Source organism: Mycobacterium sp. 852002-51152_SCH6134967 (genome assembly GCF_001667105.1).
GTDB lineage: Bacteria > Actinomycetota > Actinomycetes > Mycobacteriales > Mycobacteriaceae > Mycobacterium > Mycobacterium neumannii_A.
In genome coordinates this window covers 84,046-103,258 of the sequence record NZ_LZIK01000053.1, presented here as the reverse complement: position 1 = coordinate 103,258, position 19,213 = coordinate 84,046, and the positions used below count along the sequence as shown (strand labels likewise).

The 19,213-nt window shown below is 67.9% G+C and carries 17 protein-coding genes; 8 read left to right on the top strand and 9 right to left on the bottom strand.

The window, feature by feature from the left end; genetic code table 11:
- Positions 1-17: 17 nt before the first annotated feature.
- Positions 18-854 carry a 16S rRNA (cytidine(1402)-2'-O)-methyltransferase gene (gene rsmI, locus A5790_RS15915; protein ID WP_066845986.1) on the top strand — a complete coding sequence of 279 codons (837 nt, stop codon included), beginning with the start codon at positions 18-20 and terminating at the stop codon, positions 852-854.
- Here rsmI and A5790_RS15910 read toward each other — a convergent pair.
- The 7 genes from A5790_RS15910 to metG all read right to left on the bottom strand — a co-directional run bounded on the left by A5790_RS15910 (position 810) and on the right by metG (position 9,387).
- The gene (locus tag A5790_RS15910; RefSeq protein WP_066845983.1) at positions 810-2,063 is read right to left on the bottom strand and encodes an aminodeoxychorismate synthase component I; all 1,254 of its coding nucleotides are present in this window, start codon (positions 2,061-2,063) and stop codon (positions 810-812) included. The two genes, rsmI and A5790_RS15910, sit on opposite strands and share 45 nt — an antisense overlap.
- 12 nt (positions 2,064-2,075) lie before the next feature.
- On the bottom strand, positions 2,076-2,978 hold the full coding sequence (locus tag A5790_RS15905) for an RNA polymerase sigma-70 factor (RefSeq protein WP_066845980.1): 903 nt from the start codon (positions 2,976-2,978) through the stop codon (positions 2,076-2,078).
- A complete protein-coding gene (locus tag A5790_RS15900; RefSeq protein ID WP_066845977.1) occupies positions 2,975-4,150 on the bottom strand; it encodes an NAD(P)/FAD-dependent oxidoreductase in 1,176 nt (391 codons plus the stop codon). Before A5790_RS15900 ends, A5790_RS15905 begins: the two co-directional genes overlap by 4 nt.
- A gap of 126 nt (positions 4,151-4,276) precedes the next feature.
- Entirely contained in the window at positions 4,277-5,182 is a 906-nt protein-coding gene (gene sigJ, locus A5790_RS15895; RefSeq protein ID WP_066845973.1) for an RNA polymerase sigma factor SigJ, read from the bottom strand.
- Positions 5,179-6,384: an NAD(P)/FAD-dependent oxidoreductase gene (locus A5790_RS15890; RefSeq protein WP_066845971.1), complete on the bottom strand. Its 1,206-nt coding sequence runs from the start codon at positions 6,382-6,384 to the stop codon at positions 5,179-5,181. Before A5790_RS15890 ends, sigJ begins: the two co-directional genes overlap by 4 nt.
- 61 nt (positions 6,385-6,445) lie before the next feature.
- The gene (gene gdhA, locus A5790_RS15885) at positions 6,446-7,795 is read right to left on the bottom strand and encodes an NADP-specific glutamate dehydrogenase (RefSeq protein ID WP_064399548.1); all 1,350 of its coding nucleotides are present in this window, start codon (positions 7,793-7,795) and stop codon (positions 6,446-6,448) included.
- 8 nt (positions 7,796-7,803) lie between these two features.
- Positions 7,804-9,387 carry a methionine--tRNA ligase gene (gene metG / locus A5790_RS15880; RefSeq protein WP_066845963.1) on the bottom strand — a complete coding sequence of 528 codons (1,584 nt, stop codon included), beginning with the start codon at positions 9,385-9,387 and terminating at the stop codon, positions 7,804-7,806.
- A gap of 24 nt (positions 9,388-9,411) precedes the next feature.
- Between metG and A5790_RS15875 the strand changes: the two genes are divergently transcribed.
- The 3 genes from A5790_RS15875 to rsmA all read left to right on the top strand — a co-directional run bounded on the left by A5790_RS15875 (position 9,412) and on the right by rsmA (position 12,383).
- A complete protein-coding gene (locus A5790_RS15875) occupies positions 9,412-10,260 on the top strand; it encodes a TatD family hydrolase (RefSeq protein WP_066846087.1) in 849 nt (282 codons plus the stop codon).
- Between the two features lie 90 nt (positions 10,261-10,350).
- On the top strand, positions 10,351-11,478 hold the full coding sequence (locus A5790_RS15870; RefSeq protein WP_064399551.1) for a resuscitation-promoting factor: 1,128 nt from the start codon (positions 10,351-10,353) through the stop codon (positions 11,476-11,478).
- Positions 11,475-12,383, top strand: coding sequence for a 16S rRNA (adenine(1518)-N(6)/adenine(1519)-N(6))-dimethyltransferase RsmA (gene rsmA, locus A5790_RS15865; RefSeq protein WP_066845960.1), 909 nt, complete (start codon positions 11,475-11,477; stop codon positions 12,381-12,383). Before A5790_RS15870 ends, rsmA begins: the two co-directional genes overlap by 4 nt.
- Here the strand turns inward: rsmA and A5790_RS15860 are convergent.
- Positions 12,370-13,167, bottom strand: coding sequence for a serine/threonine-protein kinase (locus A5790_RS15860; RefSeq protein WP_066845958.1), 798 nt, complete (start codon positions 13,165-13,167; stop codon positions 12,370-12,372). The two genes, rsmA and A5790_RS15860, sit on opposite strands and share 14 nt — an antisense overlap.
- Before the next feature lie 80 nt (positions 13,168-13,247).
- Between A5790_RS15860 and A5790_RS15855 the strand changes: the two genes are divergently transcribed.
- From A5790_RS15855 to A5790_RS15840, 4 genes are all read left to right on the top strand, one after another.
- A complete protein-coding gene (locus A5790_RS15855) occupies positions 13,248-14,222 on the top strand; it encodes a 4-(cytidine 5'-diphospho)-2-C-methyl-D-erythritol kinase (RefSeq protein ID WP_066845957.1) in 975 nt (324 codons plus the stop codon).
- 340 nt (positions 14,223-14,562) lie between these two features.
- Positions 14,563-16,197, top strand: a complete 1,635-nt coding sequence (locus tag A5790_RS15850; RefSeq protein WP_066845955.1) for a fatty acyl-AMP ligase — start codon at positions 14,563-14,565, stop codon at positions 16,195-16,197.
- Positions 16,198-16,312: 115 nt separating this feature from the next.
- Complete coding sequence (locus A5790_RS15845) at positions 16,313-17,272, top strand: ATP-binding cassette domain-containing protein (RefSeq protein WP_066846084.1); 960 nt, start codon at positions 16,313-16,315, stop codon at positions 17,270-17,272.
- Positions 17,273-17,286: 14 nt separating this feature from the next.
- Entirely contained in the window at positions 17,287-18,135 is an 849-nt protein-coding gene (locus A5790_RS15840; RefSeq protein WP_066846081.1) for an ABC transporter permease, read from the top strand.
- Here the strand turns inward: A5790_RS15840 and A5790_RS15835 are convergent.
- A complete protein-coding gene (locus tag A5790_RS15835; RefSeq protein WP_066845953.1) occupies positions 18,132-19,181 on the bottom strand; it encodes a phosphotransferase family protein in 1,050 nt (349 codons plus the stop codon). The two genes, A5790_RS15840 and A5790_RS15835, sit on opposite strands and share 4 nt — an antisense overlap.
- Between the last annotated feature and the right edge of the window lie 32 nt (positions 19,182-19,213).

Sequence of the window (19,213 nt, the reverse complement as noted above, 5' to 3'; positions counted from 1 at the left end):
GATCGTAGGCTGTCGGCATGAGCCCCGGACGACTGCTCATCGGCGCCACGCCCCTGGGTCAGCCCTCCGACGCCTCGGCGCGGTTGGTCGGCGCGCTGGGCAGCGCCGACGTCATCGCCGCCGAGGACACCCGCCGGGTCCGCACGCTGGCCCAGTCGCTGGAGGTGAGGCTGACCGCGAAGGTGGTCAGCCTCTACGACCAGAACGAGGCGTCGCGGATCGCGGGCCTGCTCGACGGGATTCGGGCAGGCGCGTCGGTGCTGATGGTCAGCGACGCCGGGATGCCGCTGATCAGCGACCCCGGCTATCGCCTGGTGACGGCATGCATCGAGGCAGGACTCCCGGTCACCTGCCTGCCGGGCCCGTCGGCGGTGACGACGGCGCTGGCGGTCTCCGGGCTACCGGCCGAGAGGTTCTGCTTCGAGGGGTTTGCGCCCCGCAAGCAGACCGCCCGCAAGACGTGGCTGACGACGTTGGCGACCGAGCAGCGCACCTGTGTGTTCTTCGAGTCGCCCCGCCGGCTGGCCGGCACGCTCGCCGACGCTGTCGAGGTGCTCGGGCCGGACCGCCGCGCCGTAGTGTGCCGGGAGCTGACCAAGACGCACGAGGAGATCGTCCGGGGCCGGCTGGAGGAGCTCGCCGACTGGGCCGCCGACGGGGTGCTCGGCGAGATCACCGTCGTGCTGGCCGGCGCCGTCCCGAAAGTGGACCTCGAGACGCTGGTGGCCGCGGTCCACAAGCTGGTCGACGACGGCGCACGGGTCAAGGACGCCTGCGCCGACGTGGTCGCGGCGAATCCGGGCTCGCCGTCACGGCGTGAGCTCTACGACGCGGTGCTGCGGTCGCGTACGTGACGCGACGATCGGTGCCGCCTTGTGCAGGCACTCCTCCCACTCGCGGTCCGGATCCGAGTCCGCGGTGATACCGCCGCCGACACCGAGCACCGCATTTCCTGACGCGTCGAACTCCACCGTCCGGATCGCGACATTGAGTTCGCACCCCGCCACCGGAGACGCCAGCCCGACTGTGCCGCAATAGATTCCCCGCCTCACCGGTTCCCACTGCTCGAGCAGCTGGCGTGCCCGCGTCTTGGGTGTCCCGGTCACCGACGCCGGTGGGAACGTCGCGTCGAGCACTGTCGACATCGGCACGTCGACGGGCACGCGCGCGGACACCGTCGACACCAGATGCCACACCCCGGGCGCCGGCTGCACGACCAGCAGTTCGGGCACCGTGACAGTGCCGACATCGGCGACGCGGCCCAGGTCGTTGCGCACGAGGTCGACGATCATGATGTTCTCGGCCACATCCTTGACCGAGCCGCGCAGCGCGTCCGGATCGGCCGAACGCGGCAGTGTGCCCTTGATCGGGCTCGACGCGATGTGCTCACCGCGCCTGCGCAGGAAGAGCTCCGGCGACAACGACGCCACCGCCCCCCAGCTCCCCGCCAGGTACGCAGCACGCGCGGGCGACGTGCGGTGCACGGCGTCGGCGAAGAAGTCGAGTGGTGAGCCCTCGAGTCGGCCGCGGAACTGCGTGCACACGCACGCCTGGTAGACCTCCCCGGCGGCGATCGCATCGAGGCAGTCCAGCATCCCCCGGCGGTGCGCATCGCGATCGGCTTCACCCCACTCGACGTGCGTCGGCCGTGGCTCGACCGGCACCCGCAGCGCATCAGCCACCCACCCGGGAAGCGTTGCGTCGGAGAGGCTTTCGAACCACCAACGCCCGTCACCGTCCTGGCGCAGCACGCAGTCCGACCAGCCGCCCGCAGCCTCGGGAATCCGCGGACCGAGATCGTCGGCCGCCGCATCCGGATACGACAGAAAACCGAACCAGCCGCCCCCGACCGCCTCGCCATCACCCGACCCGCAGGGAACGTCGAAGGCACGTGAAGCGTCGACCGGCGCGACATCGACCGTCGGCGCGATGACCGCGCCCGAGCCGAACCACTCGCCGATCACGGCGGCAGGCGGCGCCAGCCCGCGATCGGCGGCGGCGTATCCGACGGCGCGCAGAACCGCTGGGGCGCTGCCGAGGTCGCCGAGCAGGTCGATGCGCACCGACTCAGCTTGTCAGATGCTCCGCGTGACTTCCCGCGGGATCTCCACCCCGGTCAACTTGTCCGGGTTGCGCATCACGTAGAAGTGCGAGATCCGGCCCTCGGTGATCTCGAGGTTGATGAGCCCCTCGAAGTGGTCGCCCAGGTAGAGCTTGAGCGCGGGCGCGTTGTTGTACATCGCCGGTTCCACCCGGCCGGCCTCGCCCGCCACCCGCACCAGCCCGATGAGCACCCTGGCGACCTTGTCGGCACCGACCACCGGTCGCCGCGCCGCGCTGACCTTGCCCGCCGAGTCGGCGGTCCACTGGACGTCATCGGTCAGCATCTCGAGCAGCGCATCGACGTCACCGGAGGACGCGGCCGCGAAGAACCGCTCCGTGATCTCCATCGACACCTCGGGATCGACGGGCTCGAACCGCTTCCGCCGCGACTGCACGTGTTCGCGCGCCCGGTGCGCCATCTGCCGCACGGCGGCCGCCGACTTGCCCACCGCCTCGGCGATCTCGTCGTGTCCGAAACCGAACACCTCGCGCAACACGAACACTGCGCGCTCGTCCGGGCTCAGGGTCTCCAATACGACCAGCATCGCCATCGAGACCGACTCGGCGAGAACGACATCCGATGACGGGTCGTGTGCGTCGAGCAGTAGCGGTTCGGGCAGCCACGGGCCGACGTACTCCTCGCGCCTCCGCGACTGTGCCCGCAGCGCGTTGAGTGACTGGCGGGTGACGAGCTGGGCGAGGTAGGCCTTGGTGTCGTGCACCTTGGCGAGGTCCACGTCGGCCCAGCGCAGGTAGCTCTCCTGCAGGACGTCGTCGGCTTCGGTTGCGCTGCCGGTGATCTCGTAGGCGATCGTGAACAGCAGCGGACGCAGCACCGTGAACCGCTCGGCGTGTTCGTCACCCGTGTCGCTCATCGGATCGCGGGCCTTTCACTCTGTGGCGCCACCACCACGTGCTCGCGGCGCGGGTTCGTCTTCCAGGTGTAGGAGCCCGGCTTGTCGGCCTCGCCGCGGATCCACTTCAGCGTCAAGCGGCACACCTGCTCTTTGACCAGGGCACCGGTGCGACCGCCGATGTACCAGCGACGTGGGGTGTCGTCGACGTCGGCGAACTGGAACGTACCTGCCTTGCGGCCCAGGCTGATGCACTGCCCGGCCATCGCGTGGTTCACCGAGGCGGGGTCCTGTCCGGCGAGCCGCGCCAGCACCGTGTTCGCGGCTTGCGCGCCGAGCGGAAGGGCGGCCTGGCAACTCATGCGCCACGGCACGTCCGACGGTGAGGCCGCATCTCCGGCACCCACGATGCGCACGTCGTCGACGCTGGTCAGCGTCTCGTCGGTGAGGAGCCGTCCGAGCTCGTCGGTGGCCAGGCCGCTGGCGGCGGCCAGACCCGGCACACCGAATCCGGCGGTCCATACCGTCACCGCGCTCGGCACCTCGCGGCCGTCGGCCACCACGACCCGGTCGGCCGCGACTTCCGTGACGGCGCTGCCCTCGACGATGATGACGCCCAACTTGGCCAACCGCTTGGCCACCGATCGGCGCCCGCTGGCCGCCAGCGAAGGCCCGAGGACATCGGTCACCAACGTGACGGGGCGACCCGCCTCGGCCAGCTCTGCCGCGGTCTCGATCCCGGTCAACCCGCCGCCGACCACGACGACCGGCGCCGACTGCGGAACATCGGCCATCCGCGCGGTCAGCCGCTGCGCCTGCTCCAATTCACTGAGGGGGTAGGCGAATTCGGCGGCCCCCGGCACCGCCGCCGGCATGGTGCCCGTGCTGCCGACGGCGTACACCAGATAGTCGTAGGGCAACGACGCACCGGAGCTCAGCATGACGGTGCGGGCGGCCGCGTCGATCCGGTCTGCTCCGTCGACGACGATCCGCACGGCGGGCGACAGCACGGCCGAGTAGTCGGCGACGGCGTCGTCGTTGCCTGCGACCAACTGGTGCAGGCGGATCCGTTCGACGAACTCGGCGCGCGGGTTCACCAGCGTCACGCGGGCGTGCGGGGCGAGCCGATTGGCGGCCATCACGCCGGCGTAACCGCCGCCGATCACAACGACGTGGGTGCTGGGCTCGGTCATTTCGATCTCCTCGGGTCATCCGGCCTGCCGCGCCCGCCGGGATGGCGGTTCGGCTCAGAGCCGGTCTGACCTCAAGACACCGGGCATCTCCGCAGTGTGACATCTCGAAGGCGAATGTGGCACAAGTCACTGCCGGCTGATGCTGCGAGGGGTCGTGATGCCCGCCAGCTTGTCCGGGTTGCGCATGGCGTACAGGTTCGTGATCTTGTCCTCGATCACCTCGAACACGAACAACCCCTCGAGGTGGTCGCCGGTGTAGACGACGACGGCGGGCGCACTGTTGTAGACGGCCGTCTCGAAACGGATTTCCGGTGTCTCCCTGGCTACCTCGAACAGCCGCGCCATGAGCGCGGCCACCCGGCGGGCGCCGACGACCGGCCTGCGGATCGCGGTGGCCTTGCCGCCGTGGTCCGCGGTCCAGGTGACGCCGGGCGACAACAGCGACATCAGGCCGTCGATGTCGCCGGTGGCCGCCGCGGCCAGGAACTGTTCGGTGATCTGCTCGGTTCGCTGTTCGTCCACCGGGCCGAAGCGGTTGCGGCGCGCGTGGACGTGTTCACGGGCGCGGTGCGCCATCTGGCGCACGGTCGACGCGGATCTGCCCACCGCGCCCGCGATCTCGTCGTACTCGAAGCCGAACACCTCACGCAGCACGAACACCGCGCGCTCGTCGGGGGTCAGCGTCTCGAGCAGCACCAGCATCGCCATCGACACCGATTCGGCCAGCACGACATCAGAGGACGCATCGCGTGACTCGAGTAGCAGCGGCTCCGGTAGCCACGGACCGATGTACTCCTCGCGGCGACGTGACCTGGCGCGCAGCGCGTTGAGCGCCTCGCGGGTCACCAACTGCGCCAGATACGACTTCGTATCGCGCACGGTGCTCAGATCGACGTCGGCCCAGCGCAGATAGCTGTCCTGCAGCACATCGTCGGATTCGGTTGCGCTGCCTAGGATCTCGTAGGCGATCGTGAACAGCAGCGGCCGAAGGACGGTGAACCGCTCGGCATGGTCTCCCGGTGTGGTGGTCACCTCTTCGTGACCACCTTCGCAGCGGGAACCGGCTGTTGGGGACGGGGCCCGCCCTTGAGCCAGAACGTCCAGGCCGGCTTGCGGGCCGAGCGGCGCATCGCCCACAGGGTGCCCTTGCAGACCGCCTCTTTGAACTTGGCGACGGCCCGACCCGCGAAATAGACGTCCACCGTGGTGTCGTCCTTGCGGGTGAACTGCAGCGTCGCGGTGCGGCGCCCCAGGCTAATGCAGGATCCGGCGTACGCGTACTCGAATGCGGCGGGCGTCGTGCCCGCGATGCGGCTCAGCACGGTGTTCGCCGCCTGCGGAGCGAGTTGCGTTGCCGTGGCACAGCACATCCGCAGCGGCTGATCTGACGGAGCCGCACAGTCACCGGCCGCGACGATACGCTCGTCGTCCACGCTCGTCAGTGTCTCGTCGGTGATGAGGCGACCAATTGCGTCGGTACGCAGTCCGCTCGCCGCCGCGAGTTCAGGAACACCGAACCCGGCGGTCCAGACGGTGATCGCACTCGGACGCACCGCTCCGTCGGCGAAAACCACCGCGCCGGCGCGTACCTCGGTGACCACGTCGGCCTCCATGACCGTCACGCCGAGCTTGGCAAGCGCCTTGGCGGTGGAGCGTCGGCCAGGTTCGGACAGCGACGGTCCCAGGAGCCCGCCGCAGACCAGCGTCACGTTGCGGCCCTGTTCGGCGAGTTCCGAGGCGGTCTCGATGCCCGTCAGGCCTGCGCCCACGACGGTGACGGGGGCGGCGGGATGCAACCGTTCCAGTGCGGTGCGCAGTCGCTGTGCCTGCTCGAATTCCGCTATCGGGTAGGCGAACTCGGCCGCACCGGGGATGGTTTCCGGCACCGTGCCGGTGCTGCCGACGGCGTAGATGACGTAGTCGTAGTTGAGTTCGCGCCCGGACGCCAGGCGCATGGTGCGTGCGGCGGTGTCGATGCGCGTCGCGGTGTCGACGACGAGCCGGATGCCTTCGCCGAGCAGCGTGCCGTAGTCGACTCCGGCGTCGTAACCGGCGGCTACCAGCTGGTGGAGCCGAATCCGTTCGACGAATTTCGGCCTGGGGTTGACCACCGTGACGTCGACGTCGGCGCGCGTCCGCAGGTGGTTGGCCGCCAGGATTCCGGAGTAGCCGCCGCCGAGGACGACGACGCGGGTGTGGGCGGTGGAGTCTGTGCGTGCGATGAAATCAGTCATGCCCTTTAGACACCGGCCGGGGCCGGGGCGTGACAGTTTGTGACGCGCGTCACATACGACGTCAGACCAGGCCCAGTGCCAGCATCGCGTCGGCGACCCGGATGAACCCCGCGATGTTCGCGCCTGCCACGTAGTTGCCGGGTTGGCCGTACTCCTCGGCGGTGACCAGGCAGCGGTTGTGGATCCGCCGCATGATCTGCTCCAGGCGCTGTTCGGTTTCGACGAACGTCCACGAGTCCCGCGAGGCGTTCTGCTGCATCTCCAAGGCGCTGGTGGCGACGCCGCCGGCGTTGGCCGCCTTGCCCGGTGCGAACGTCACGCCCGCGTTGGCGAAGTGCTTGAGCGCGGTTGGTGAGCACGGCATGTTCGCGCCTTCGGCGACGACGCGGCACCCGTTCTCGATCAATGCCAGCGCTTCGTCGCCGTTGATCTCGTTCTGTGTGGCGCACGGTATCGCGATCTCACACGGAACGTCCCATACGTTGCGGTCGGCGACGAACTCCGCTGTGCCACCGCGCATCTCGACGTAGTCGGCGATCCGGCCGCGGCGCACCTCCTTGATCTCCTTGAGGACGTCGAGGTCGATGCCCTTCTCGTCGACGACGTAGCCGCTCGAATCCGAACACGCGACCACGGTGCCGCCCAGTTCCTGGATCTTCTCGATCGCGTAGATCGCCACGTTGCCCGAACCGGACACCACGGCGCGCTTGCCCTCGAACGTGTCGTTGTTGGCCTTGAGGATCTCGTTGACGAAGAAGACCGTCCCGTAGCCCGTGGCCTCGGTGCGGACCTGGGAACCACCCCACGTCAGTCCCTTGCCCGTGAGGGTGCCCGACTCGTAGCGGTTGGTGATCCGCTTGTATTGGCCGAACAGGTAACCGATTTCACGCGTGCCCACGCCGGCGTCACCGGCGGGTACGTCGGTGTACTCACCGAGGTGGCGGTACAACTCGGTCATGAACGACTGGCAGAACCGCATGATCTCGCTGTCGGAGCGGCCCTTGGGGTCGAAGTCGGCGCCGCCCTTGCCGCCGCCGATCGGCATTCCGGTCAGCGAGTTCTTGAAGATTTGTTCGAAGCCCAGGAACTTGACGATTCCGAGGTACACCGACGGATGGAACCGCAGGCCGCCCTTGAACGGCCCCAGCGCGGAGTTGAACTCGACGCGGAAGCCGCGGTTGATCTGCACGGTGCCGCGGTCGTCGACCCAGGGCACCCGGAAGATGATCTGGCGTTCGGGTTCGCACAGCCGCCGGATGACCTCGGAGTCGACGTATTCGGGGTGCTTCTCCACCACCGGTCCGAGGCTGTTGAGCACCTCGTAGACGGATTGATGGAATTCGGTCTCGCCTGCGTTGCGTTTGGCGACCTCTTCGTAGAGGTCGTGCAGTTTCTCGTGTAGTCCGTTCACTTTTCGAATCACTCAGCCTGGTAGCGGGGGAACACACCGGTCGGGGCCGGTAGGGCGGTGCCTGGCTTCAGCCGGGTGCTGATAGCGGCGAAGGTTCGTTCGTCGGGGTTCTGCCCGAGCAGATCGAGCAGCTTGGCCGACGAGTCGGGCATCACGGGCTGCGTCAGCAGCGCGGCGATCCGCACGACCTCGAGCGTCGTGTATAGCACTGTGCCGAACCGACGCTGATCCTGCGCCGCCTCCGACTTGCGCAGCACCCACGGTTCCTGGGCGGAGAAGTACCTGTTCGCCGCGCCGAGGACCGACCAGATTCTTTCGAGCGCCAGGTGCATCGCCACGGCGTCGTAATGGCCACGCACCCGGTCGATCAGCGCGTCGGCCGATTCGAGCAGAGCCGCGTCGTCGGCGGTGAGGTCCCCTGGCTCAGGGACGATTCCGTCGAGGTTTTTGGCCACCATCGACAGCGAGCGCTGCGCCAGGTTTCCCAACTCGTTGGCCAGGTCGGCGTTGATGCGGCCGATGATCGCGTCCTCGCTGTAGCTGCCGTCCTGACCGAACGGCACCTCACGCAGGAAGAAATAGCGGACCTGGTCGAGCCCGAACGTGTCGACGAGGTTCACCGGGTCGATGATGTTGCCCACCGACTTGCTCATCTTCTCGCCGCGGTTGAGCACGAATCCGTGCGCGAAAACCCTGCGCGGCAACTCGATTCCCGCCGACATCAGGAATGCGGGCCAGTAGACGGTGTGGAACCGGATGATGTCCTTGCCGATCATGTGCAGATCGGCCGGCCAGTACCGCGTGAAGGCTTCCGACGAGGTGTCCGGGAAGCCGACGCCGGTCAGGTAGTTGGTCAGCGCGTCTACCCACACGTACATGACATGGTCGGGATGGTCGGGCACCGGCACGCCCCAGTCGAAGGTGGTGCGCGAGATCGACAGGTCTCTGAGCCCGCCGGAGACGAAGCTGACGACCTCGTTGCGCCGCACTTCGGGCTCGATGAACTCCGGGTGCGCCCGATAATGCTCCAGCAGGCGGTCCGTATAGGCCGACAGCCGGAAGAAGTATGTCTGCTCCTCGGTCCACGTCACGGGCGCGCCGGTCTCCACAGCGACCCGCACGCCGTCGGCGCCGACGTTCGTCTCGGCGTCGGTGAAGAACCGTTCGTCGCGTACCGAGTACCAACCGTGGTAGGAGTCCAGGTAGATGTCACCGGCGTCGTTCATCCGGCGCCAGATCTCCTTCGAGGCCTCGAAGTGGTCGGCGTCCGAGGTGCGGATGAACCGGTCGAACGAGATGTTCAGCTTCTCTTGCAGGCGCTCGAACACATCGGAGTTCTGCCGCGCCAGGTCAGCCGTGGAAATGCCCAGCGTTTTCGCCGCCTCGGCCATCTTCAGCCCGTGCACATCGGTGCCGGTCAGGTACCGCACGTCGAATCCGTCCAGCCGCTTGAACCGGGCGACGGCGTCGGTCGCGATGTACTCGTAGGCGTGGCCGACGTGCGGATCGCCGTTCGGGTAGGCGATCGCAGTGGTGATGTAGAAGGGCGCGCCTGGGCTATGCGCTTGCGCCCCGCGGACAGCGGTAGTCATTTCAACTCAGCTTATGGTGTGGCGGTGAACGTGAAGCGCTCAGGCGGAAGGGAGCGGCCCCCCGCTCCGGATCCGCTGAGCCCGCTGATCGACGCGCACACCCATCTCGACGCATGCGGTGCGTCGGACGCGGCCGACGTCACCGCGATCGTCGACCGCGCGGCAGCGGTCGGCGTCCGGGCCGTCGTCACCATCGCCGACGACCTCGACTCCGCGCGCTGGGCCACCGAGGCCGCCGACGCCGACGAGCGGGTCTACGCCGCCGTCGCCCTGCATCCAACGCGGGCCGACGCCCTGACCGACGACGCCAAGGCCGTCGTGGAGCGGCTGGCCGGGCATCCCCGCGTCGTCGCGATCGGCGAGACCGGCCTCGACCTGTACTGGCCGGGCAAGCTTGAAGGCTGTGCGGAACTGGACAGCCAGCGGGACGCTTTCGCCTGGCATATCGACCTGGCCAAGCGGACCGGTAAGCCGCTGATGATCCACAACCGTGAGGCCGACGACCAGGTGCTCGACGTGCTGGCCGCCGAAGGCGCCCCTGACATCGTGATCTTCCACTGCTTTTCCTCGGGTCCGGAGATGGCGCGTCGGTGCATCGACCAGGGCTGGCTACTGAGCCTGTCGGGCACCGTCAGCTTCAAGAACGCCAGAGCCCTGCGCGAAGCCGCACTGCTGATTCCGCCCGGGCAAATGCTCGTCGAGACCGATGCGCCGTTTCTGACGCCTCACCCGTACCGCGGCGCGCCCAACGAGCCGTACTGCCTTCCCTACACTGTGCGGGCGGTGGCGGAGATCGTCGGTAAGCCGGCGGAGGCCGTCGCACGTGAAACCACCACCACAGCCGAGCGCGCGTACGGCCTCGCGAGTTGCTGACTCGAGGCCTCTCCGTTACCGTGCTGTGACCGAAAGCGAAGCACCGCAAGGGCGCGGAGTTCCGTCCGATAGTCGGGGATATACGACGTTTTGAACACTTTCACAAAGCTCCACGAGGCGCGTTCACCGCTACTTCGTCTGCTGGTCGGTGCGACGTTGCTCGCACTCACCTTCGCCGGCGGTTACGCGATAGCTGCGCACAAGACCGTCACGCTGACCGTCGACGGGTCGTCGACGACGGTGGCGACCATGAAGTCGCGCGTGATCGACGTGGTCGAGGAGAACGGCTTCGAGGTCGGCGACCGCGACGACCTGTTCCCGGCCGCCGATCAGCCGGTGAACCAGGCCGACACCATCGTGCTGCGCCGCAGCCGTCCGCTTCAGCTTTCACTGGACGGCGAGGACAGCAAGCAGGTGTGGACGACCGCGTCGACGGTCGACGAGGCTCTCGCGCAGCTGGAGATGACCGACAAGGCGCCCGCGGCCGCCTCGCGCGCCAGCCGGGTTCCGCTGGCAGGAATGTCGCTGCCCGTGGTCAGTCCCAAGACCGTGTACATCGACGACGGCGGAGCGACGCGCAGCGTCACCCTGGCCGCCCCGAACGTCGCGGGTCTGCTCGCCGAGGCGGGCGCCCCGCTCGAGCAGCGTGACGCAGTGGTTCCTGCCGCATCGGCCCCCGTCACCGACGGTATGCACGTGCAGGTGACGCGCAATCGGATCGACAAGATCGCCGAGCGTGTGCCGCTGCCGCCCGGCCTCAAGCGCATCGAGGACCCGACGCTGAACCAGAGCCGCGAGGTCGTCGAGGACCCGGGGATGCCGGGCACCCAGGACGTGATCTTTGCCGTGGCGAAACTCAACGGTGTGGAGACCGGCAGGTTGCCAGTAGCCAATGTCGTTGTAACGCCGGCCCGTGAAGGGGTCGTGCGAGTGGGCACCAAGCCCGGAACCGAGGTGCCGCCGGTGTCCAACGCAGCGACCTGGGACGCCCTTGCCCGGTGCGAAGCCGGAGGTAATTGGGCGATCAACACCGGCAACGGATATTACGGCGGCGTTCAATTCGACCAAAACACATGGGAGCGCAACGGCGGTCTGCGCTATGCTGCGAGAGCCGACTTGGCAACAAGAGAAGAACAAATCGCGATTGCTGAAGTCACTCGGGCGCGACAAGGGTGGGGCGCGTGGCCGACTTGTAGCGGGAGGATTGGTGCGCGCTGACCATTCGACTACTCGGGCGGACCGAGATACGACAACTGGCGAAGGCGATCGACTTTCGGCCGCGCAAATCGTTCGGCCAGAACTTCGTCCATGACGCCAACACCGTACGGCGAATCGTTTCGGCGTCCGGTGTCCACAAGCACGACCACATTCTCGAGGTCGGGCCCGGACTGGGCTCGCTGACGCTGGCGTTGCTCGACCGCGGCGCGCGGGTGACCGCCGTCGAGATCGACCCCGTACTGGCTCGGCAATTGCCGACCACCATCGCCGAGCATTCGCACAGCGAGATCAACCGGCTCACCGTGCTCAACCGTGACATCCTCGGATTGCGCCGCGAAGAACTCGACGAGGAGCCCACGGCCCTGGTCGCCAACCTGCCCTACAACATCGCCGTGCCGGCCCTGCTGCATCTGATGGCCGAGTTCCCGTCGATCCGCACTGTGATGGTGATGGTGCAGGCCGAGGTGGCCGAGCGGCTCGCGGCCGAACCGGGCGGCAAGGATTACGGCGTTCCGAGTGCCAAGGTGCGCTTCTTCGGCAAGGTGCGGCGCCACGGCATGGTGTCGCCGACGGTGTTCTGGCCGATCCCCCGGGTGTACTCGGGTCTGGTCGGCATCGAGCGCTACGAGACGTCGCCGTGGCCGACCGACGCGAGCTTCCGTGAGCAGGTGTTCGAGCTGATCGACATCGGGTTCGCGCAGCGGCGCAAGACGGCGCGCAACGCGTTCGCCGAATGGGCGGGTTCGGGCAACGAGTCGGCGCGCAGGCTGCTCGCCGCCAGCATCGATCCCTCACGCCGCGGTGAGACCCTGTCCATCGCCGACTTCGTCCGGCTGCTGCAACGGTCAGAAGAGGTCGACAAGCCGGTGGTTCGGGAAACCAAGGGTTCGGTCAGCGTCCGGTGACCGCACGCACGACCAGCGCGACGAACTCCCGGCAGGACTGGTAGCGGTCCGCGGGCGCCTTCGCCAGGGCTTTGGCCACGATCGAGTCGAAGGTGCGTGGCAGCCAGTCGAATTCAGCCGAGAACCGTGGTGGCGGGCGTTGCAGGTGCGCCTCGACCAACCCGACTCGGGAGTCCTCCCGAAACGGCGGTGACCCGGTGATCAGTTCGACCGCCGTGCAGGCCAGTGCGTATTCGTCGGTGGCTTCTGTCGGTTCCCGACCCGCGATCAGCTCCGGCGCCGAGTACGGCAGCGAGGCCTCCACCTGCGACGGGCGGCGGCCGATGTCGTCGGTGATCTCGGCCGCGACCCCGAAGTCGATCAGCACGGCGTGCGAGCGGTCGGGCTCGACCAGGATGTTGGCGGGTTTGACGTCGCAGTGCACGATCGCGCGGTTGTGCATGTAGTCCAGCGCGTCGGCGATCTGGCCGAGGGCGGCGAGGCGGTCGGGGACCGTCGGCAGGTTCTGCGCTCCGCCGCCCGCGACGAACTGCATCGTCAGCCACCCCGGGCCCCGCTCGTACACGGTGACGATATGGGGGTGGTCGAGCCGGCTCGCGAACTCGAACTCACGCCGTAGCCGGGCCACGTGCGCTCGATCGCGAGCGTGTTCGGCGAGGACCTTCAACGCGACCACCCGCTGCGGGTTGTCCGCGGGGTGCGCCCGGTAGACCGTGGCCGATCCGCCCTGGCCGAGGACCTCGTCGACCACGTAGTCGTCGAACCGGTCGCCGGCGGACAGCACGAGCTCACACTAGTGCCGCCGACTGCGCCGACTCGCCGACAGGACGACTGGTCGGCGACTCCTTTCGATAGTGTCGTGCCGTGCCGGGCTGGAACGGGAACACCGCCTCCGAGTGGGTGCCGACGGGGTCGGTCACCGTGCGAGTGCCCGGCAAGGTCAACCTCTACCTGGAAGTGGGTGACCGCCGCGACGACGGCTACCACGAGCTCACCACCGTGTTCCACGCCGTCTCGCTGCTCGACGAGATCATCGTCAGCAACGCCGACATGCTGTCGCTGGAAGTGTCCGGTGAAGGGGCCGAATCGCTGCCGGCCGACGAGCGCAACCTCGCGTGGCAGGCGGCTGAATTGATGGCCGAACACGTGGGGCGGGCACCGGATGTGGCGATCTCGATCGACAAATCCATCCCGGTCGCCGGCGGGATGGCCGGCGGTAGCGCTGACGCGGCGGCGGTGCTGGTCGCAATGAACACGCTGTGGGAGTTGGGGGTGCCGCGGCGCGATCTGCATGCGCTGGCGGCCCGGCTGGGCAGCGACGTGCCGTTCGCTCTGCACGGGGGGACCGCGTTGGGCACCGGGCGCGGTGAGGAGCTGGCGACGGTGTTGGCGCGCACGACGTTTCACTGGGTGCTGGCCTTTGCCGACGGTGGGTTGTCGACCCCGGCGGTGTTCGCCGAGATCGACCGGCTGCGCGACTCTGCGGGCCCGGATCGCGAGCCGCCGCCGCGCCTCGAGGACGCCGAACCGGTGCTGGCCGCGCTGGCCTCCGGCGATCCGGCTCAACTCGCCCCGCTGCTCGGCAACGACCTGCAGCCCGCCGCGCTGAGCCTCGATCCGGGGTTGCGCCGCACGCTGCGCGCGGGCACCGAGGCCGGAGCGTTGGCGGGCATCGTGTCCGGGTCGGGGCCGACGTGCGCTTTTCTGTGCGCCTCGGCGGGCCAGGCGGTCGACGTCGGCGCGCAGTTGGCGGGCGCGGGCGTGTGTCGCACCGTGCGCGTGGCCAGCGGCCCCGTCCAGGGCGCGCGGGTGGTGCCGACGCCGTCGACGTCGGCGTGACCTCGTGTCGCCGGGGAACAGTTTGGTCACGAGAGGGTGTGACCCAGACCTCAATACTCGCGAGAGTTTGGCGGCTACTTAAGAGTTGCATAAGATGGCCGATGGTGAAGATTAGCTGTCATGCATCGGACACGACTTTCTTTCCCGCCGGAGACCTCGGTGGGCGCCTCGTCGGATATGGCGAAGGCCTCGGTGCATCACCAATTCGAGACGAAACCGCTCCCGACTCGTGTGCGCGCCTTCGCGACCACATCTCTGATCGGGCGGAGCATATGACGAGGATTTTTGCGCTGAGCCCCATGCCGCAGGCGCAGCGGCTCCAGGAACCGAGGAGGGTGTCGTGAGCCGATTCACCGAGAAGATGTACCGCAATGCCCGCACCGTGACGACGGGCATGGTCACCGGTGAACCGTACGAACCCGTCCGCCACACCTGGGGCGAGGTGCACGAGCGCGCCCGCTGCGTCGCAGGCGGCCTCGAGAAGGCCGGTATCGGACTCGGCGACGCGGTCGGCGTGCTGGCCGGCTTCCCCGTGGAGATCGCCCCGACCGCCCAGGGTCTGTGGATGCGCGGCGCCAGCCTGACCATGCTGCACCAGCCCACCCCGCGCACCGACCTCGCGGTCTGGGCCGAGGACACGATGAACGTCGTGCGGATGATCGAGGCCAAGGCCGTCATCGTCTCCGAACCGTTCATGGTCGCCATCCCGGTGCTCCAAGAGCAGGGCATCACGGTCCTCACCGTGCCGGACCTGATGGCCTCCGATCCGATCGACCCGATCGACGTCGGCGAGGACGATCTCGCGCTGATGCAGCTGACCTCCGGCTCCACGGGCTCGCCCAAGGCGGTCCAGATCACGCACCGCAACATCTACTCCAACGCCGAGGCGATGTTCATCGGCGCCGAGTACGACGTCGAGAAGGACGTCATGGTCAGCTGGCTGCCGTGCTTCCACGACATGGGCATGGTCGGCTTCTTGACCATCCCGATGTACTTCGGCGCGGAACTGGTCAAGGTCACCCCGCTGGACTTCCTGCGCGACACCCTGCTGTGGGCCAAGCTCATCGACAAGTACAAGGGCACGATGACCGCGGCGCCGAACTTCGCCTATGCGCTGTTCGCCAAGCGGTTGCGCCGCCAGGCCAAGCCGGGTGAGTTCGACCTGTCCACGCTGCGGTTCGCGCTGTCGGGCGCCGAGCCCGTCGAGCCCGCCGACGTCGAGGACCTGCTCGATGCCGGCAAGCCGTTCGGCCTGAAGCCCGACGCCATCCTGCCCGCCTACGGCATGGCCGAGACCACGCTGGCGGTGTCGTTCTCTCCGTGCGGCGCGGGACTGGTGGTCGACGAGGTCGACGCCGATCTGCTGGCCGCGCTGCGCCGCGCCGTACCCGCGACCAAGGGCAACACCCGCCGGCTGGCCTCGCTGGGACCGCTGCTGCGCGACCTCGAGGCCCGCGTCATCGACGAGCAGGGCAACGTGATGCCGCCGCGCGGCGTCGGTGTGATCGAGCTTCGCGGTGAATCACTGACCCCGGGCTACATCACTATGGGCGGATTCATCCCGGCGCAGGACGAGCACGGCTGGTACGACACCGGCGACCTCGGCTACATCACCGACGAAGGCAACATCGTCGTGTGCGGCCGGGTAAAGGACGTCATCATCATGGCCGGCCGCAACATCTACCCGACCGACATCGAGCGCGCCGCATGCCGTGTCGAGGGGGTCCGGCCGGGATGCGCCGTCGCGGTGCGCCTCGACGCGGGCCACTCGCGGGAGACGTTCGCCGTCGCCGTGGAGTCCAACGCCTGGCAGGATCCCGTCGAGGTGCGCCGGATCGAGCAGCAGGTCGCCCACGAGGTGGTCGGCGAGGTCGACGTGCGTCCGCGCAACGTCGTCGTGCTCGGACCCGGCACCATCCCGAAGACGCCGTCGGGCAAGCTGCGCCGCAGCACCTCGGTCTCGCTCGTCACCTAGTCCCCCTAGGTGCGCGAGCGACCGTGGTTGCACCCCGACACGCCGCGTAGCGCCTGCATTTTGCGGTCGCTCGCCACGTAATGAGCTGTCCGTGAATGGCGATACGTTCGGTGTCATGCCTTCCGCTCCCGCCATCGAGGCGATCGATCTTGTAAAGCGCTTCGGCGACGGCGAACCGGCCGTCGACGGCGTCAGCTTCTCCGTTCCCCCCGGTACGGTGCTCGGGCTGCTGGGCCCGAACGGCGCCGGCAAGACCACCACCGTGCGGATGATGACGACGTTGACCGCACCGACCAGCGGCACCGCCCGCGTCGCCGGCTACGACGTCGTGCGCGAACCCGATCAGGTGCGCCGCAACATGGGCCTGACCGGGCAGGTTGCCACCGTCGACGAGCTGCTCACCGGCCGCGAGAACATCCGGATGATCGGCGGACTCTACGGCATCCGCAAAAATGACCTCACCAAACTGGGTGATCAACTGCTGGAACAGTTCTCGATCGCCGACGCCGCCGATCGCGTGGTGAAGTCCTACTCGGGCGGCATGCGTCGCCGGCTCGATCTCGCGGTGAGCCTGCTCGCCTCGCCGCCGGTGTTGTTCCTCGACGAGCCGACCACCGGCCTGGACCCTCGTAGCCGCAGCGAATTATGGGACGCGCTAAGAGGTCTCGTCGAGGAGGGCACCACGCTGCTGCTGACCACGCAGTACCTCGAAGAGGCCGATCAGCTGGCCGACAACATCCTGGTGATCGACAAGGGGCGCATCATCGCCGAGGGTTCGCCACTTGCGCTCAAACAGCAGGCAGGCAACGCCAGCCTGGTCGTCACGGTGACGAACGCCGAGGACCTCTCCGCGGCCGAGGCGCTGCTCGCCGCGGACGGTAGCGAAGTGTTCGTCAACGCAGGCGCACGCGAATTGACCGCGGCCGCCGAGGGCCTCGACGACATGATCCGCGTCGCGGCAATGCTGCGCGATAACGACATCGCCGTCGACGACATCGGGTTGTCGCGACCGAGCCTCGACGACGTCTTCCTCTCGCTGACCGGTCACCGCAGCGAAGAGGAGGACGGTGCATGACCATCGAAGGCGACATGACTGCCGTCGCGCCACCGGCACACGCCCCCAGGAAACGGGTCGCGATTCGGCGAACCAACATTGCCCAGCAGTCCTGGATCATGGTCAAGCGCAACATGATCCACACCAAGCGCATGCCCGAGATGCTGAGCGACGTCACCACCCAGCCCATCATGTTCGTGTTGCTGTTCGCGTTCGTTTTCGGCGCGTCGATTCCCAACCCGGGGGGCACCAACTACCGTGAGTTCCTGCTGCCGGGCATCCAGGCGCAAACCATCGTGTTCTCGGCATTCGTCGTGGCATCCGGTATCACCGCCGACATCGAAAAGGGCATCATCGACCGGTTCCGCTCGCTGCCCATCTCGCGATCGTCGGTGCTCATCGGTCGCAGCATCGCCAGCCTGATCCACTCGTCGCTGGGCGTGGTGGTGATGGCGCTGACGGGCCTGGCGATCGGCTGGCGCATCCGCGGCAGCGTCGCCGAGGCCGTATTGGCCTTCGCTCTGGTCCTGGTCTTCGGTTTCGGAATGATCTGGTTCGGCATCCTGATCGGCTCACTGCTGCGCACCGTCGAGGCCGTCAACGGCGTGATGTTCACCGTCTTGTTCCCGATCACGTTCCTGGCCAACACATTTGTCCCGACCGAGCCGATGCCTCACTGGCTGCGGGTCATCGCCGAGTGGAACCCGGTGTCGTCGCTGGCTCAGGCGATGCGCGAACTATGGGGCAACGGCGGACCTGCGCCCGACAGTGCGCAGCTGCCGCTGCACCATCCGGTGCTGGCCACCATCCTCTGGTCCCTGCTGCTGACGGCGGTCTTCGCGCCGTTCGCCCTGCGCGCCTACGCCCGCCGCACCGGCAGCTAGGCGCGAATCGACGCCACCGTCCATGCGGGCAGGATCGGCGCCCTGGTGAGGAAGTGCTCCGACTGCCCGGTCGCCCGCAACAGGACCTGCGTCCGCAGGATGCAACACCCCATGCGGACCATCGCGAATATCTCGTACCAGTCGAGATCTTCGAGGGGCCTGCCGAGCATCTCCTCGTAGCGTCCGACAACCGAAGCGCGGCTGTCGAAGCCTTCCAGTTCGGGGTCGAGGTCCAAGCCGTTGACCTCGAGCATCTGCTTGCGGGTGGCCAGCCACCACGCGACATCGGCTTCGGCGGGGCAGACGCAGGCCTGCTCCCAGTCCAGCGCGCCGACGAGTTCGCCGGAGTCGTCGAAGATCGCGTTCGACAACCGCGCATCGCCCCAGCAGATACTCAAATCAGTTGTGGCGGAGGGTGTGCGCCGCGTCAGCCAGCCGAACGCTTCGGTGATGACATCGGGGACCTGGTCATCAGTGCCCCATCTGACGTACTCGCGCCACCACTCGAGCTCGGCACTGACACCGACTCCCTCGGGTCGGACCAGCCACGGAGCCTGTTCGGGGGGCACCCGATGCAGGCGCGCCATCGTTTCCAGGAACGAGTCGTGCACTCGGCGCTGCACGGTCATGCCGGCGTCGTGCAACCAACCGCGCGTGGCATAGCTGGTGTCCGACGGTGTGTGGCCGAGGATCCGTGGCATCACAAGGAATTTCGAGCCGATCCACGACTCGTCGGGCTCGTAGACGATCGGTGACGGCGTCGCGATACCGTGTTCGTGGAGAAGTCGCTGCGTCGCGGACTGCGCGTCGAGGTCGTATTCGGGAAAGATCCCGCCGCCCGCAGGCGGTATCCGGATGACGTGCTCGCTATTGCGTCCGCCGGTTTCGACGTTGAACACCAGTGTTTCGCTCGACCAGCCCGCGGCCCGGTTCGCCGGCCGTAGTTCGGAGAGGACGACCTCGTCGGTGTGCCGGTTGGCGAACCAGTCCCGCAGCCTGGCGCGGGTGGCCTCGAGGTCGCGTCTGACCAGAGCGATGCCCGCCATGCAGAAAGGCTTACACGCGGGCGGTGAGATGT